Raw genomic sequence first — 14,843 nt, 5'->3', positions numbered from 1 at the left:
AACTATTGGGGGCAAATTGCAATGAATCGCAGATATTTAAAACCTATTGCACTGTTGGGATTTCTGGTCATAGCAGCAGGACCGGCGGCTTCCGCCGGCGCCGCAGATCGCGGAACGAAAGAGATCAGCGGCTCGGAATTCAATTATCAGGTCATTGCCCGCGGTTCCCACGACCGACGGATCGAAGTCACCCATCGCGGGGAAAAATATGATGGCCCGCTGGCGAAGATGTCGTTTCGGGGCCGGCACCTGAAGGTGTTCGAGATGGTCGCGAAATTGATCAAGAACAGCTGCCAGAACGGCGTTTCTGCACTCGGGGATATATATCTGAGCAAAGATCCGGAACAGGACCAGGATCCAGAGGCCAAGCATCCCCAATACTTCATCTGGGATTATACCTGCAAATAAACATTTCCGATTTGTTCGGCTGGAAAGCCCGGCCGGAGGTCGCCTGAAGGGGTTCCCGGCTCGGGTTGATTATTGCCACCGCACCTCCCCCGGCTTTCCTGATCGCTCGCCTTCCCTTACAATCCCTTCCAGATGCAGAGGACTCCATCATGAGCGAAGACGCCTTCAACATGTCGATCCGCAAGTTCCTGAAGGAAGTCGGCGTGACCTCACAGCGCAAGATCGAGGAGACGGTGCGTGATGGGCAGATCGGCGGCAAAAAGCTGAAGGTCCGCATGACGCTGACGGCGGAAGGCACCGCCCTCAACCACGTGGTAGCAGGCGAAATCGAACTTCCGTAGGCAGGCGAACGACGCGATCAAGGCAAGGCGATGAGTGTGAGCCGGCCGCTCTACGCGCCCATCAATAGTAAGGCGAGACGCACGCCTGTCGTGGACCGTGATAGGGCTGGAACGTGTTGTCGTAAGCTCTGTAGGACCGGTAACGTGCAAAGCACCAGCGCACATGTCCATTGCCGCCATAATAGGTCTGGCGATAATAATAGCGTGGCGCGTAATATCGCGTCGAGCCGTAGTAGTACGGACCTTCATAGGTCGAGCCGTAATAGCCCTGATCGTAGTAGCTGGGGCCATAATATCTAGGCTGCGCCAGCATTCCGCCGATGATCGCGCCTGCGGCCAGGCCGCCGAGCGCCCAACCCCAATCGTTGCCACCATGGTGGCGATAGTATCCGCCGTGATAGCCGCCGTAGTAGCCGCCATAGCCGCCACGGTAGCGCACCGGTTGCGCCTGCAGCGCCTCGGCATCAGGGGCGACAATGGTGGGAAACGCCTCGGCCGGCAGGGCGCTCGTCAGCGCCGCCGTAAGCGACAGGGCAATGATTGCGAGCCTCTTCATTGGCTTCACCTTTCCGTCTAAATCGCAGCCGATCATTATAACGCGGAAAGGACGGCGTGGCACTTAATTTCCAAGCCGGGACGGTGTTCCCGGGCTGACTTCAGTCGCCGTTTCCCCCGCGGCGGTCGATCCGTCTTGCGCCGCCGCTGGTGGCATCTGCGCCGAATTCCGCAAAACCGCTCGCTCCCCAGACACGATCAGGTCGCCTCTAAGCTTCCCACCTCACCCGCCCCCTCAACCGCCCTGTCACCCGCCCTTGTCACCCGAATGCAGCATTGACTGCCCCGCGCCCCGACCTAGAATCCCCACAAGGTCGATCCATCGGGCTGGGGTTAACGCATCTTGAGGAGGATGCCATGCCTAATACTGATCTGCCGAAAGCTGAGAAATCGAAACAGGCCAAGCCAAAAGCCGATATGCCGAACGGCATGAAGCAACCTGACATGCAGAAAGTCGACGCACTCGTCGGTCGCCTCGTCGGCGATCTCGGGGCTGGGGTGTCAGGCGTTCTCGTCGTGCTCGGCGATCATCTTGGCCTGTTCAAGGCGATGATGGATGGGCGGCCGCGCTCCTCGATGGAGCTTGCGGAAACGACCAGCCTCACGGAGCGCAATGTGCGCGAATGGCTGGCCGCCATGGCGGCCTCCGATTACATCACCTATCACGAAGCCTCCAACAAGTTTGCCATGACGCCCGAACAGGCGTTGGTCTTTGCCAATGAGGACAGTCCCGCCTTCTTCGGCGGCGCCTTCGAGATCGTACAATCCATGTGGATGGACGAGCCGAAGGTGGAGGAAGCCTTCAAAACGGGGCGCGGTCTTGGCTGGCATGAACACAGCACCTGCCTCTTCCGCGGTACCGAGCGCTTCTTCCGGCCCGGCTATAACAGCCATCTCGTGACGGAGTGGATTCCGGCGCTGAAGGGCATGAAGGAAAAGCTGGAACGCGGGGCCGAAGTCGCCGATGTCGGCTGCGGCCACGGCGCCTCGACCATCCTGATGGCCCAGGCATTCCCGAAATCGCATTTCCACGGCTTCGATTATCACGGTCCGTCGATCGAGCGGGCAAAGCGCGCTGCGAAGGAAGCAGGTGTGGCCGACCGGGTGACCTTCAGCAAGGCATCGGCCAAGGATTTTCCGGCCGGCGACTATGATCTGGTGGCCATGTTCGACTGCCTGCACGACATGGGCGACCCTGTCGGCGCCGGCCGCCATATCCGCGAGACGATGAAAAAGGACGGCACCTGGATGATCGTCGAACCCTTCGCCCATGACGGCCTGAAGGACAACCTCAACCCCGTCGGCCGCGTCTATTATGGCGCCTCGACGATGATCTGCACGCCAGCCTCCATGGCCCAGGAAGTCGGCCTCGGGCTTGGCGCGCAGGCGGGCGAGATGAAACTGCGCAAGGTGGCGATGGATGCGGGATATCACCACTTCCGCCGCTCGAGTGAAACGCCGTTCAACATGATCTTCGAGGTGCGGAATTGAGTGGGGTTGGGTTGAGCTAGTACGGCGCGGCCACCCCACCGCCCCTCGTTCCCTCCTCGTGCCGGCACGAGGGATGTCACAGGAATCCAGCCTGCCCAAGTCCTTGGGCAGGAGAGACTTTTCTTCTCAATCCATGAGTCATTCACCGCGCCGACGCGCGGTGGCTGGATTTCTGTGACAGGCACAGGAATGAGGGAAGTTGGGTGCCGACAGCTACAATTAGCGCCGGCCTGCCGCCTCTCCCCGCGAACAACGCAACATGGCGAGCCACTGGAAATAGCCGAGCGTAGCAATGAGCAAGAGTACCGCTCCAAGGCCCATCCACATCAATGATAGGGTTGCGGAGTCGTCGTGGGATGTCGAGATGCCCCAAAGAGTCCACAGCGGCCGGACGACGCGATAGGCGATGTAGGCTGCATAGATCTTGGAAAAGGTGCTCCAATATCGACGGTCTATTATCTCAAGGTCGAACCCATAGCTGAGTACGGCCGCAACGCCAAAAAGCTGCATGACGCCGTCGACAAACATCTCGAACGTGGGCTCATTGCTATAGAGAATATAGACGCAATCCAGGAGCCAGAGGCAAAGCGCTCCCGCAAATAGTTTCCACAGCATAAGGTGCCCCGAAGTTCGCTTGTTGTCTTGATAGTATCGCCTGGAGATATCAATTTATGCGAGCATCGAGCCGCGAAGTTGATGCCGTGGTAAATGAACTGTTAGGGCAGTAGCGCGGTTGGCTTTGGGCGCTGCGTTGCCTGCCCTGCCGAAGTCCGGGCCGGTCCGAAAGTCTCGGCCAGTCCTTCTATTCCCCATTATTGGCGAGATAGGCTGGGCGCCGACTCCTCCCCACCCTCATTCCCTCCTCGTGCCGTCACGAGGGATGTCACAGGAATCCAGCGCGCCCCAGTCTTGGGGGGCGAGAGGCTTTTTGCGAAAGCGGCCGCAAACAACCGTTCCCAGCCTTGAACAACCCGAAGATGCAGTCGATATTGCCGACGCTAGAATGCATCGGCAGGTACCTTGGATGTCCCCAAATAAATTTGTAGCCGCTTTCTGCGCCGTCATTACGTTGCCGGCGTCCACGTTTGCTATGGAATCGGCACAACTGATATCTGCACTCGAACGGTTTAATGACGGCAACGGCGCTCAGCAGTTAGCAATCAAACTGGCTGGGCTGGTTGAGAAGGCCGATAAGGTTGGCCTGGAAAGACTCGGTGAGCGGATCGAAGCCGAAGACGGGCCTCTGCTTTCAGAAATAGCGGGCGTGGCTCAACGTGAAGGAGATGAACGGACGAAGTTTGCAGCGGCCATGCGGCCATGCCAATACGCGAATATGTTCATCAGGATAATCGCCCTCGATATTGCAAACGGGACAGTCCGGCCCGTCATCAGGGGCGGAACGGTCATGATTGACGGGACGGACATGGATACCGATTTTGCGCAACACATGTGGAGATGCGAGATCCTCAGCCAATTGCCACATAAAACATCAATCGGCTCCAAATGTGCGATGACTGGAGTTTGCAAGGACGACCCCGACCTTTAAAGCCTCTTGCCCTCCTGACGGCGAGCCGAATCGATGTAGCGCCATCACCAAACACAAAAAGCGGCGCCCAAAGAGCACCGCTTCAAAATCATCAATCATACCAAGCCGTAGCAAGGCGAGGCTCGAAAGCCCTAGCCCTTCTTCGGCGCCCTGGTCTTCTTTGCCGGTGCCTCGGGGGCTGGCTGGGCGAGCCTCAGCGCGCGCAGCTTTTCCGTTTTCTTCTGCCGGGCGGCAGCTTCGCTTTCAAGGATGTCCCTGGCGACAGACGTCGTCTGCTCGGCCTTCGCCTGCGGCGAAAGCTTTTCGGGCTTGAAGAACGTGTCCTTCGTCTCGGTCATGCTTCCTCCTTCTCGATGGATCGGGAGACCGGGAAAAGATCAGCGACCGCCGCGGGCGGGCATCACCTTCTTCTTCGGTGCCGGCAGCAGGCCTTCGCGCTGCGCCTGCTTGCGGGCGAGCTTGCGGGCGCGGCGGATCGCTTCGCCCTTTTCGCGGGCGCGCTTTTCCGACGGCTTTTCATAGGCGCTGCGTTCCTTCATTTCACGGAACACACCTTCGCGCTGCAGCTTCTTCTTGAGCACACGGAGGGCCTGATCGACATTGTTGTCTCGGACGAGTACCTGCAAGATTTCTCCTTAATCAGCTTTGCTGCTGTTATTTCCTGATGCGGATCGAATTCGAATTGATCCAGCTCGATTTAGAACTTTCGGAAGCCGCCCGCACTTCGGTAGGCAGGGGCGCCGAGGGCGATGCCGCGACGTCTATATCATCCTGGCGGATGCTGCGCTCGAAATTCTCACTCTGGAACCGGACGCGATAATGGACGAAGCCCTGCGCGGCCGGCAGGACGGATAGAATGTTGCCCGAGCCCGAGGGCTGGACGCTGCCGAGAACGCCATGCTTGAGCATGATGGTGTCACCCGGCCGGTAACGACGGCTTACCATATCGTTCTCCACATGAAATCAAAATAAAAGGCCGGGACTACTCCCGACCTTCCCCGGCCAGTTTCTGGCCTCTGTCTTCGTCTCCGCGCGCCAGTACATCCGTGGTCGCGCGAAGTCGTGACAAATTCTTAGGCAGCGCGGAGGTTGTCTGCAGAGCTCTTGCCCGAGCGACGGTCCTGCACGATGTCGTAGGTGACCTTCTGTCCATCTGCGAGCGAGCGCAGACCTGCGCGTTCAACTGCAGAAATGTGGACGAAAACGTCGGTGCCGCCGTTGTCCGGCTGGATAAAACCGAAACCCTTGGTGGCGTTGAACCACTTGACTGTACCTGTATTCATAACGATCTCCTTTCAAAGCAACCGTTGAAGTTCCCCGCGATACCCTGCGGGATTGGGTCGATTATTTGGAAGGAAATCTGACGAGAGCGCATAGGCTCTTCAACGACGTCACAAGCAATGGTCGATGAAGGCAATATAAGGTCAAATTTAAATTTGGCAACAGAAATCAGCAGAAAAACTTAAAATCGCTGGCAAGTTCCGGCTGTAAACGGCTGATTTAACGCCGGAATATTTGCTCGCGTTCTTGCTGCTGGAGGGCTGCGGAACGTCGAAAAAGCTGACCGTATGCCGTGTGGCCATCCCTCTGTCCTGCCGGCCACCTCCCCCACAGGTGGTGGAGATTCGCTGGGAACACCGGCTCCGCTCTGGACGACGACACCGATCGGATGCAGTCTGACGACAGTGACAAGGGGGCGTGTCATGTCCGGGGACATCATCATCCGCGAGCTTTTCGGCATGGATGAGATCGCAACGATCTTTCCGCTCAACAGCCAGGTCGGCCACTTGAGCGAGGCCGTCTTCCGCGATCGCATGTCGGCGATGATCGCGCAGGGCAATTACCGCTGCATCGCCGCCTATATGGGCGAGCGCATGGTGGGCATTTCCGGCTTCTGGATCGGCACGCAGCTCTGGTGCGGCAAATATATGGAGGTGGACAATTTCTCCGTCGACGAGGAACTGCGCAGCCGCGGCATCGGTGCGGCGATGATGGCCTGGATGGAGGCGGAAGCAGAGCGCACGGAATGCGCCGTCATCCGCATCGCCATGATCCTCGGCCGCGAGCGCACGCATCAGTTCTATCAGAGAAACGGATATTTCGACGACGGGCTGTTGATGGTGAAGGCGCTGAGCCGGGGCGCGGCCGAGTTTCCGGAATATGTGCCCGGCCCACCCATCGCCGGATAGCCGGCGTCTGGCAGCCTAAGGCTTGATCACGCGTGGAAGATATGGCCTTGGAACCAGCCGCGATGTAGGAAGGATCTGCGCGCACCCCCAGCGCCTCGACCCAAAGCCCACTGGAATCACATATGGCGACGAAGCCGGTTGAACATGCTGTAAGGATCCGCCTTGCCAGGCCCGCCGACATGGAAACCCTCGGCGGCTTCGGAGCCCTGCTCGTCACGCTGCATCACGAACTGGACGCCAAGCGCTTCATCGAAGCGGCAAAAAGCACGCCGGCGCGCTATGCGCAGTTCCTCGAAAGCGAGCTCGCTCTGCCGGAGACGGTGCTCCTCGTCGCCGAAGATGAGGGCGCGCTGGTCGGCTATGCCTATGCCGCGCTCGAAGGCTTCGACTATATGTCCCTGCGTGGGCCGGCAGGCGTCATCCACGATCTCTTCGTCGATCCGGCGCGGCGGCGCGAAGGCGTTGGCCGCATGCTGCTGGAAGCGACGATGGCCGGCCTGAAATCCCTCGGCGCCGAACGCTTCGTGCTGTCGACCGCCTACCGCAACAAGACCGCGCGCAGCCTGTTCGCCGCCATGGGCTTTCGCCCGACGATGGTCGAGATGACGCGCGAAGCGGATCAGGACGTCGGCTGACCGGCGTAGAAGCCTAGTTCAGCACCAGTACATTGAACGTGGTGTCCCTGATCAACCCGTCGCCGTGGGGAGCGCGCAGGACGAACTTGTCTTTGCCCGTATATCCGCTCCTGGCGGTATAATAGAGAACGAGACCCGGTACCTCGACATTCCGGCAGCGGGCATACTGTCCGCTCGCATCGGGAAAGACCCGCTCACGCGCAATCTCGACACGTCCGTGCTTAGGAGCCTCGACGATACGGGTGACCGGCACATCTGCCAGCCTGCAGTTATTCTTGATGTGCCAGTGCTGACCGAGCTTCGACCGCACGCCCGTCATCACTGTTCTGGATACGGATTGCCGCTGATAGCTGTCGGCAGCTTCCGTCGGGCCGGACACGCTTGCCGCCAAAGAAACGAGAGCCAGAGTTGCAATGAATTTTTTCACAATATCCCCTCCGGCATGCAGCTGCAGGCCTATCCGAACCCTATGGAAAGTCAATTTTGAATTGCGAATTTATGCCGTGCCGTAACACCGCAGATTCGACCACAGCAAACGAAGATAAACAGCTGTTACAGCAATGCAACGACCCGTAGCCCAGCCCCTTCAGAAAGATCAGACGGGCATACTGTTCTGCCATCGGTCCGCCATTTTCTGCAATCATGCCTAGAAGCGGCCGGGGTGGATGATGCGTTCTTTCAAATGGGGATTTCGATGAAGTCATGTCGTGTCGCGGCCGCAATCCTTGCGTCGCTTTTTCTGGGGCTGACAGCCTCGCAGGCTGCCGCCTGCAGTTGCAAGAAAATGTCCGATAAGCAGAGATTTTCCAGTTCCGACCTCGTGGTGAGAGGCCGCATGAAGCTGGTGACCTACGGCGTCGGTCTTCCGGCTTCGCTGACCGATGGGCAGCCGACCCGCATGACACGCGGCGATTTCGAGATCGACAAGGTGCTGAAGGGCAAGATCGAAGGCAAGACGCTTTCGATCTATACGGGCACCGGCATGGGCGATTGCGGCCGGCTCGACGCTTTCCTGGGTGCCGCCATCTATTACGATTCCGATAAATTCGCCGTCTGGGAATTTGGCCTGTCGAAAGCCGAACAGGGCGGGCAGACCTTCTATTTCACTGGGATCTGCGACTACATGAAAACCCCGACACCACAGCCGGAGTGAGCTTTGGCACCCTCCACCGGTATCCGGCTACCGGATATCCTGTGCCCTATATGCGCCATCGCGAATAAAATTGTGCAGTGCGGCTCTCCTGTCTTGCGCCTGCCTCCGGTTGGCGGTTTTTGGGAACTTCTGGCTGCAGGGAGAATTCATAGAATGAAGCCCCCTCGCCCTTCTTCGCATGGCAGGAGTGGACCATGGCAAAGGCAACTGAGTTCAAGACCATCAGGGCGCTCGCCGTAGCACTCAGCGCCGCCCTGCTTTTCAGCGGCGCCGCCAAGTGGCCGGCCTTGCCGAACTCGGGCTTTTTGATCGGCCGCGGTGCTGCACCCGAAGATGTCGATAACGGAACGGCGATCTTCGCAGCCGGGCATGATGGCAGCAGCGATGGAAAGCCGCTCGATATCGAAATCCCGCAATACGGCTATTTCCGCGAACAGGACAAATACGTCATCATCCTGCAGGCCGAGAAATATGACGGGCAAAGCATCATCGGCGCCGAGACATTCGATGGCGAGAAGGTGGTTGGCCTGATCGACGAGTTCGAGCTGCTGGGCGTTCACGCCCGGTAGTTTTGTGCGCCCGCGCACGGCCGGGGATGGCACATAAAAAAGGAGGCTCGTCGGGAAGGACGGCCTCCAATTTGCGTCAAGTCGGCCCAGCTCCACAAGGCCGATCTCACCCTACCCGTTAGCCGGGCAATCGCCACCCCCAATCGGGTGATGTTTTGCGGGATTGCGAAGATTTTCGAGAAAACTGAACGGATTCAAAGGTGTATTCCGTTACGTGAGGCTCGTCTGGGTGGAATTCGTCCTACCGCTCTCCTTAGGTAAGCTGCGGTCGACGATAGCGGGACGGCAGCACCGCCCACGCGGCACGCCCCTCCTCACTCTTCATACAGGTGCCAACCCGCCGCCTCCTCCACCATCACACCCGCCAGCGCTCCAGCTGCGCAATCGCCATGTCGGCAATGTCTCGCAAGGTCGCCGTATCCGCGCCATCGCGCGCCTGCACCGCCATGCCCTGGATGATCGCGCCGAGGAAGCGGGCGAGCGCGGTCACATCGGCATCCGGGCGCAATTGCCCTTCACTGATGGCGCGCCGCAAACGCTCCACGAAGCGGCCGACATTGGCCTCGCGCAGCTGGCTCATATGGGCGGCGACATCGATATTCTCGACGGCGGCCGTCAGCACCGCAGTCGAGATCATGCAGCCAGGCGGATAGCCGGGTCGGGTGAAATTGACGGCCGTGTCCTCGAGCAGCGCGCGGAAGGCATCGACCACGTCTTCCGCCTCCTGCCAGCCGCTTTCGCCGACATTGTGCAGATACCAGCTCACCGCATCGCGGTAGAGCTCGGCCTTGGAGCCGAAGGCGGCATAGAGGCTTTGCGGCGTGATGCCCATGGCCTCCGTCAGGTCCGAAATCGAGGTGCCCTCATAACCGCGCTGCCAGAAGAGGATGGCCGCCCTGCTAAGCACCTCGGCGCGGTCGAAAGCCGGTGGACGGCCGCGGCGGCGCTTTTCTTCATTTATCACAGTGATCACTCTTGAATTCCTCTGACGCTCCGTTATTCTGGAGTGGTCATTGTGATAATAGGAGGATCGTGATGTCTATTCCAGAGCAAATATCGGGTCCAGAGCAAAGATCGGGGCCAGAAAAAACATCGCCGGCGCTTGATCGGGCGATCGACAGCGCCATCGCCGAGCGGCGCATCGTCGGCACCGTCGTGACCGTGCTGAAGGACGGCGAGATGGTCTATCGCCGCGCCGCCGGCCTTGCCGATCGCGAAGCCGGCCGCCCGATGGAAGCCTCGCTGGTCTTCCGGCTCGCTTCGCTCACCAAGCCGGTCGTCACCGCTGCCGCCATGCATTTCGTCGAGACGGGCGCGATCAAGCTCTCCGATCCCGTCACCGCCACCCTGCCGGATTTCCGCCCGGCACTTGCCGATGGCAGCCGGCCGGTCATCACGCTGGAACATCTGCTGACCCACACATCCGGCCTCGGCTACGGCTTCATCGAGGGGCCGGAGGGCGCCTATCGCAGGCTCGGCATTTCCGACGGTCTCGACCTCGTGGATTTCGACCTGGACGAGAATATCCGCCGGCTGGGTGAAGCCCCGCTCGCCTTTGCACCCGGCAGCGCCTGGCGCTATTCGCTCGGCATCGATGTGATCGGCGCGGTTCTGGAGCGCGTGGCGGGTGCGCCGCTGCAGGAGATCGTCGCAAGGCATGTCACCGGCCCGCTCGGCATGGCCGATACCGGCTTTCTGGCCCGCGCGCCGGAACGTCTGGTCAAACCCTATCTGGATGGCACGCCGGAGCCGGAGGCCATGCGTGATGGCAGCACCACGGGCAACGCCATCTTCTCGCCGTCGCGCGCGCTTGCGCCTTCCGCCTATCCCTCGGGTGGTGCGGGCATGGTCGGCACGGCAGACGACATGCTGCGCTTCTTCGAGGCGATGCGCACCGATGGCGGCGGCATCCTGAAACCGGAGACACTTGCCGAAATGCGGCGCGACCGCATCGGCGCATCCGCCCAGTCCGATGGCCCCGGCTGGGGTTTCGGCCTCGGCTGGGCAGTGCTCGCAGATCCCGCCGCCGATGCCTCGCCACAGGCGCCGGGCACGCTGCAATGGGGCGGCGCCTATGGCCACAACTGGTTCATCGACCCCGTGAATGGACTGACCGTGCTGACGCTGACCAACACGGCGCTGGAGGGCATGTGGGGCCAGTTCAAGACCGATATCCGCAAGGCAGCCTATGCGGATTTCGCGGGAACGCTCGCAGCATGACGGACTGCGGTGGCCATCCTCACTGGAGGACGCTCTTACCTTTGAACCGACGCATCAGGCTTTCCGAAAATCGATTCCGATTTTCGGGCCGATGCTGTGGCCGCCGCCTACCCCGCTACCGGCACCAGCCCATAACGGCTCATGATCGCCTTCACCTTCTCCAGATCGGGCGGCCCGCCGGCGGCCACGAGATCGGCAATTTCGCGGAAATAGGCAGGGCCGAGCACGCCGGGGGTCAATACATTCAAGACGGTTGCCGGCTCTTGGCTGTCATTGCGGAAGGAATGCACCACGCCGCGGCCAACGAAGGCCGATCCGCCCGGACCGATCACATGATCGGCGCCGTCGATGCGAAAGGTGAGCGTGCCCGAGAGACCATAGACCACCTCATCCCAGCTCTCATGATAATGCGGCGCCGGCACTTTGGCCTGCGGCGCGACCGTCATGCGGAAAAGATCGAGGCTGCCGGCCGTATCATCCTTGCTGTGCAGGAATTCCAGCGCCAAACCGCCGATCCTGATCGTCTCCATGAGCGCACCCTTTGTGGTTATGTTACTGGCTGGTGGGCAGGATATACCACGGGTGCGGCTGGTCAAATGGGGCTTGAATTGACCGCTGGGTTTGGCGCTGACCAACCGGCCTCTCCCGCACTGCTGCTCAGACGCCCTCCACGGCAAGCCAGATGACGCTCGTGACGAAGAGGAGGCAAAAGCCCGCGGCGATGCCTGCGAAAATGCCGGCGGCAAGGCTCGACTTCCGCCCGACCCACCAGGTGACCGCCGGCGGTGCGACCAGCAGGCAGAGCGCCTGCAGCACCACGACAGGACCCAACCGCATATCGAGGTCGGAGATGACCAATGCCAGTGCCACCACCCAGAGGAAAATACCGCCGAAGACGATGATACCGGCAACTGCGCCGAGCGCTGCGCCGTAGGTCTTCCGGACCCGTCCGGTCTCCCAAAGGGCGGGCGGCAGGGCCAATATCCATGGCAGCAGGTCGGTCAGAGTGTGCATGCGGCCAGCTTCGCAGGCAGACGTTAATTTGGTCCTCGCTCTCGCCTTCTTTCCCCGTCATCAGCTACGAGTCACGGGTTACGAGTCAGGAGATGCCATGCTTCGCACCATGTTCGCCTTTGCCCTGCTTCTTGCCGGCGCGTTTGCCGCCAGGGCCGAGACCTCCGATGCGGGCGGCTCGCCGGCGCCCGCAGACCCCTGCACGCGCCAAAGCTTCGAGGGCGCCGCCTATATCGTCTGCGATGTCGATCCCGCAAAGGCGGATCTGCGCCTGTTCTGGAAGGATGCCGGGGGCAAGCCCTATCGCAGGTTTTCGGGCGTTGCCGATACTGTCACCAGTGAAGGACATCAGCTCCTCTTTGCCATGAATGCCGGCATGTACCGCGAGGATTTCACGCCCATGGGGCTTTATGTCGAGGATGGCAAGGAGCTGATATCGGCCAATACGGAAGCGCCGCCCAAGGTTTCCGGCCCGGTGCCGAACTTCTTCAAGCAGCCGAACGGCATCTTCTATCTCGATGAGACCGGCGCCCACATCATCCCTACCGGGGATTTCCTGAAGCAGCGGCTGAAAACACGCCTCGCCACGCAATCCGGCCCGATGCTCGTCATCGTGGGCAAGATCAATCCGATCTTCATACCAGGCTCGAGCGACCGCACGCGCCGCAACGGTGTCGGGCTCTCAGCCGACGGCACGCTCCGCTTCGTCATCAGCGAAGGCGACGTGAATTTCCACGATTTCGCAAGCTTCTTCCGCGACGAACTCAAATGCCCCGACGCGCTCTTCCTCGACGGCGGAAACGGCACCGGGCTCTATAATCCGGCGCTCGGCCGCAACGATACATCCTGGCACGGCGGCTACGGGCCGATCCTCGGGCTTGTGGGCGAGAAGCAGGGCTAGGTGGCGTGGACACTTGTCTGATCGATAAGACGATGGCGGCGACGCGCGACTACCGACAGACCACGGGAACCGGCGTTCGCTCCCCGGTTTGCCGTAGAATGAAAGCGATCTGCACCTCCGTGAGCTTCGACTTTTTTCATGCCGAAAACTCGGTCTGGACTGGAATTTCCAGTCTCAACCGGTCCGGAAAATCGGAGGTGTCAAAGCGGCAACAATGCGTCAGGCTTCACATCACCGATTGATGCGTAACTGTGGGTTTCTCTGACGCCAGGAAGCGGCAGAATGACCCGCTGCAGGAATTCCTGAAACGTCGCCATATCAGCTATTCGTGCTTTGACCAGGTAGTCGAAGCCACCAATCACCATATGACATTCGATGATTTCGGGTGCCTTCGCAACAGCCTCTGCAAAGCGGTCGAAGACGTGCGGCGCGGTGTGATCGAGCCTTACCTCGATAAAGACGAGCGTGCCGCGTCCGATCTTTGAAGGCTCGAGCACAGCCCGCACAGCGCGGATAAAGCCTTCACTGAAAAGCCGCTTGATGCGCTGCGATGCGCCGGTGGGTGACAATCCAACGCGTTCGGCGAGGTCAAGAACAGTCCGGCGACCATCTTCTTGCAATAGCCCGAGCAGCATCCGATCGACACGGTCCAAGTCACTCATCTCTGATTCACACTTTCTTGGGTTAGAATGCGCGACAATCACGCAAAGAAGTCGAAATTACTATATTTCGTCGCGCTGTTTGCCGCAATACGGTTGGAAAGTAACCAAACCCCAACCAGACGAAGGCAAGCAACATCATGGACAGAACCCAACCTGCCTTAAGCACTCACACCAAAGGTGAGATCAAGATTCTCTCGCTGAGCGAAGCGGAGGTCAAAACATGCATCGACCTGCGCAAGCTGCTCGACGCGCTAGCGGACGGGTTCAAAGCGCTCTCCGACAGTCGTGTCGTCAATCCAGCGCGGCCACAACTCGATATTCCGAATGCGGGCTATTCGTTGGCGATGCCGGCCTGGATGAAGGGAATGCATTTGACCGTAAAACTGGTCAACGTGTTCGAAGGCAATATCGCCCGGGGCATCCCCAGTCACCTCGCAACAATACATCTCTTCGATCCAGAAACAGGAATGCCTGTTTGCATTATGGATGGTACCTACATCACGGCCGTACGCACGTCTGGCTCAGCGGTCCTCTCGGTGCGAGAGCTCGCCAGGCGCAATGCCAAGGTCGCAACCGTCGTGGGCGCGGGCGTTCAAGCTAGCCAGCACCTTCACCTGTTGCCGCTCGTTCGCGATTTCCAGGAAATTCGAGTGTTCTCTAAAGATTTTGCTGATGCGCAGGCGCTGGCTTCACGTCATCAAGGCATCACTGCCGTCGAGGACCTCGAGGCGGCGATACGCTCTTCAGATGTTGTGTGCCTCGCGACGCACTCCTATGTCCCCGCAATATCCGCAGAATGGGTTCGACCAGGAACGCACGTGTCCTCGGTTGGTGTCGCGCCGCCCGGCGGCGAACTTCCGATCGATTTGATCGCTCGCGGCACCCTCTTTGTTGAGACGCGGGATTCGTTCGCGCCGACACCCGTGGGCTGCTGCGAACTCGCAAATATTGATCCCGAGGCAGGCACCGATCTTGGTGCGATGTTGCTGGGGCAGCGATCAGGCCGGACGTCTGATCAGCAGATCACGATCTACAAGGCCATGGGCGTCGCCATGGAGGATATGGTGGCAGCCGACCTCGCTTACCGCGAGGCCAAACGCCTGGGTGTGGGCCAAGCTATTTCTCTCTAGACGGCCTGGACTGTTATCTGATCCATGGG

At 60.0% G+C, this 14,843-nt stretch carries 22 protein-coding genes; 11 read left to right on the top strand and 11 right to left on the bottom strand.

Annotated elements, in window-relative coordinates; translation table 11 throughout:
• The first annotated feature begins 21 nt into the window (after window positions 1–21).
• Window positions 22–408: a hypothetical protein gene (locus AB4Z13_RS01050; RefSeq protein WP_442205525.1), complete on the top strand. Its 387-nt coding sequence runs from the start codon at window positions 22–24 to the stop codon at window positions 406–408.
• 149 nt (window positions 409–557) lie between these two features.
• Window positions 558–749, top strand: a complete 192-nt coding sequence (locus AB4Z13_RS01045; RefSeq protein WP_113321300.1) for a DUF6494 family protein — start codon at window positions 558–560, stop codon at window positions 747–749.
• Between the two features lie 61 nt (window positions 750–810).
• Here AB4Z13_RS01045 and AB4Z13_RS01040 read toward each other — a convergent pair whose 3' ends face one another.
• A complete protein-coding gene (locus tag AB4Z13_RS01040; RefSeq protein ID WP_442205524.1) occupies window positions 811–1,305 on the bottom strand; it encodes a BA14K family protein in 495 nt (164 codons plus the stop codon).
• A 428-nt stretch (window positions 1,306–1,733) separates the two neighbouring features.
• Between AB4Z13_RS01040 and AB4Z13_RS01035 the strand changes: the two genes are divergently transcribed.
• Complete coding sequence (locus AB4Z13_RS01035) at window positions 1,734–2,795, top strand: class I SAM-dependent methyltransferase (RefSeq protein ID WP_442205896.1); 1,062 nt, start codon at window positions 1,734–1,736, stop codon at window positions 2,793–2,795.
• Window positions 2,796–3,014: 219 nt separating this feature from the next.
• Here AB4Z13_RS01035 and AB4Z13_RS01030 read toward each other — a convergent pair whose 3' ends face one another.
• A complete protein-coding gene (locus AB4Z13_RS01030; protein WP_442205523.1) occupies window positions 3,015–3,410 on the bottom strand; it encodes a hypothetical protein in 396 nt (131 codons plus the stop codon).
• A gap of 409 nt (window positions 3,411–3,819) precedes the next feature.
• Between AB4Z13_RS01030 and AB4Z13_RS01025 the strand changes: the two genes are divergently transcribed.
• Window positions 3,820–4,341, top strand: a complete 522-nt coding sequence (locus AB4Z13_RS01025) for a hypothetical protein (RefSeq protein WP_442205522.1) — start codon at window positions 3,820–3,822, stop codon at window positions 4,339–4,341.
• 131 nt (window positions 4,342–4,472) lie between these two features.
• Here AB4Z13_RS01025 and AB4Z13_RS01020 read toward each other — a convergent pair whose 3' ends face one another.
• The 4 genes from AB4Z13_RS01020 to AB4Z13_RS01005 form a co-directional block, all read right to left on the bottom strand.
• On the bottom strand, window positions 4,473–4,679 hold the full coding sequence (locus AB4Z13_RS01020) for a hypothetical protein (protein WP_113321299.1): 207 nt from the start codon (window positions 4,677–4,679) through the stop codon (window positions 4,473–4,475).
• Window positions 4,680–4,718: 39 nt separating this feature from the next.
• Window positions 4,719–4,967, bottom strand: a complete 249-nt coding sequence (gene rpsU, locus AB4Z13_RS01015) for a 30S ribosomal protein S21 (protein WP_007819039.1) — start codon at window positions 4,965–4,967, stop codon at window positions 4,719–4,721.
• Between the two features lie 28 nt (window positions 4,968–4,995).
• The gene (locus tag AB4Z13_RS01010) at window positions 4,996–5,286 is read right to left on the bottom strand and encodes a cold-shock protein (RefSeq protein ID WP_113321298.1); all 291 of its coding nucleotides are present in this window, start codon (window positions 5,284–5,286) and stop codon (window positions 4,996–4,998) included.
• A gap of 128 nt (window positions 5,287–5,414) precedes the next feature.
• Window positions 5,415–5,624, bottom strand: coding sequence for a cold-shock protein (locus AB4Z13_RS01005; protein ID WP_007819041.1), 210 nt, complete (start codon window positions 5,622–5,624; stop codon window positions 5,415–5,417).
• Between the two features lie 420 nt (window positions 5,625–6,044).
• On the opposite strand from AB4Z13_RS01005, the gene AB4Z13_RS01000 reads away from it, so the two are divergent.
• Both AB4Z13_RS01000 and AB4Z13_RS00995 read left to right on the top strand, forming a co-directional pair.
• Complete coding sequence (locus AB4Z13_RS01000; protein WP_442205521.1) at window positions 6,045–6,530, top strand: GNAT family N-acetyltransferase; 486 nt, start codon at window positions 6,045–6,047, stop codon at window positions 6,528–6,530.
• 122 nt (window positions 6,531–6,652) lie between these two features.
• Window positions 6,653–7,165: a GNAT family N-acetyltransferase gene (locus AB4Z13_RS00995; RefSeq protein WP_442205520.1), complete on the top strand. Its 513-nt coding sequence runs from the start codon at window positions 6,653–6,655 to the stop codon at window positions 7,163–7,165.
• A 13-nt stretch (window positions 7,166–7,178) separates the two neighbouring features.
• On the opposite strand, the gene AB4Z13_RS00990 is transcribed toward AB4Z13_RS00995, so the two are convergent.
• The gene (locus AB4Z13_RS00990) at window positions 7,179–7,592 is read right to left on the bottom strand and encodes a hypothetical protein (protein ID WP_442205519.1); all 414 of its coding nucleotides are present in this window, start codon (window positions 7,590–7,592) and stop codon (window positions 7,179–7,181) included.
• Window positions 7,593–7,949: 357 nt separating this feature from the next.
• Here AB4Z13_RS00990 and AB4Z13_RS00985 point away from each other — a divergent pair, with 357 nt between their 5' ends.
• Both AB4Z13_RS00985 and AB4Z13_RS00980 read left to right on the top strand, forming a co-directional pair.
• Window positions 7,950–8,318, top strand: a complete 369-nt coding sequence (locus AB4Z13_RS00985) for a hypothetical protein (protein ID WP_442205518.1) — start codon at window positions 7,950–7,952, stop codon at window positions 8,316–8,318.
• A 194-nt stretch (window positions 8,319–8,512) separates the two neighbouring features.
• Window positions 8,513–8,887: a hypothetical protein gene (locus tag AB4Z13_RS00980; RefSeq protein ID WP_113321294.1), complete on the top strand. Its 375-nt coding sequence runs from the start codon at window positions 8,513–8,515 to the stop codon at window positions 8,885–8,887.
• Between the two features lie 355 nt (window positions 8,888–9,242).
• On the opposite strand, the gene AB4Z13_RS00975 is transcribed toward AB4Z13_RS00980, so the two are convergent.
• On the bottom strand, window positions 9,243–9,860 hold the full coding sequence (locus AB4Z13_RS00975) for a TetR/AcrR family transcriptional regulator (protein ID WP_442205517.1): 618 nt from the start codon (window positions 9,858–9,860) through the stop codon (window positions 9,243–9,245).
• A gap of 62 nt (window positions 9,861–9,922) precedes the next feature.
• Between AB4Z13_RS00975 and AB4Z13_RS00970 the strand changes: the two genes are divergently transcribed.
• Window positions 9,923–11,107: a serine hydrolase domain-containing protein gene (locus tag AB4Z13_RS00970; protein WP_442205516.1), complete on the top strand. Its 1,185-nt coding sequence runs from the start codon at window positions 9,923–9,925 to the stop codon at window positions 11,105–11,107.
• Window positions 11,108–11,214: 107 nt separating this feature from the next.
• On the opposite strand, the gene AB4Z13_RS00965 is transcribed toward AB4Z13_RS00970, so the two are convergent.
• Together AB4Z13_RS00965 and AB4Z13_RS00960 are read right to left on the bottom strand one after the other, a co-directional pair.
• Window positions 11,215–11,637, bottom strand: coding sequence for a cupin domain-containing protein (locus AB4Z13_RS00965; RefSeq protein WP_442205515.1), 423 nt, complete (start codon window positions 11,635–11,637; stop codon window positions 11,215–11,217).
• 127 nt (window positions 11,638–11,764) lie between these two features.
• The gene (locus AB4Z13_RS00960; protein WP_113321290.1) at window positions 11,765–12,121 is read right to left on the bottom strand and encodes a hypothetical protein; all 357 of its coding nucleotides are present in this window, start codon (window positions 12,119–12,121) and stop codon (window positions 11,765–11,767) included.
• 97 nt (window positions 12,122–12,218) lie between these two features.
• Here AB4Z13_RS00960 and AB4Z13_RS00955 point away from each other — a divergent pair, with 97 nt between their 5' ends.
• Window positions 12,219–13,022, top strand: a complete 804-nt coding sequence (locus tag AB4Z13_RS00955; protein ID WP_442205514.1) for a phosphodiester glycosidase family protein — start codon at window positions 12,219–12,221, stop codon at window positions 13,020–13,022.
• Between the two features lie 200 nt (window positions 13,023–13,222).
• Here AB4Z13_RS00955 and AB4Z13_RS00950 read toward each other — a convergent pair whose 3' ends face one another.
• A complete protein-coding gene (locus tag AB4Z13_RS00950; RefSeq protein ID WP_024324002.1) occupies window positions 13,223–13,684 on the bottom strand; it encodes an Lrp/AsnC family transcriptional regulator in 462 nt (153 codons plus the stop codon).
• A gap of 137 nt (window positions 13,685–13,821) precedes the next feature.
• Here AB4Z13_RS00950 and AB4Z13_RS00945 point away from each other — a divergent pair, with 137 nt between their 5' ends.
• The gene (locus AB4Z13_RS00945) at window positions 13,822–14,814 is read left to right on the top strand and encodes an ornithine cyclodeaminase family protein (protein ID WP_442205513.1); all 993 of its coding nucleotides are present in this window, start codon (window positions 13,822–13,824) and stop codon (window positions 14,812–14,814) included.
• The last annotated feature ends 29 nt before the right edge of the window (window positions 14,815–14,843 follow it).

It is taken from the genome of Rhizobium sp. YAF28, from assembly GCF_052113285.1.
Classification (GTDB): domain Bacteria; phylum Pseudomonadota; class Alphaproteobacteria; order Rhizobiales; family Rhizobiaceae; genus Rhizobium.
Note: the sequence above shows the minus strand (reverse complement) of the source record. Positions and strands in the feature narration are given on the sequence as shown.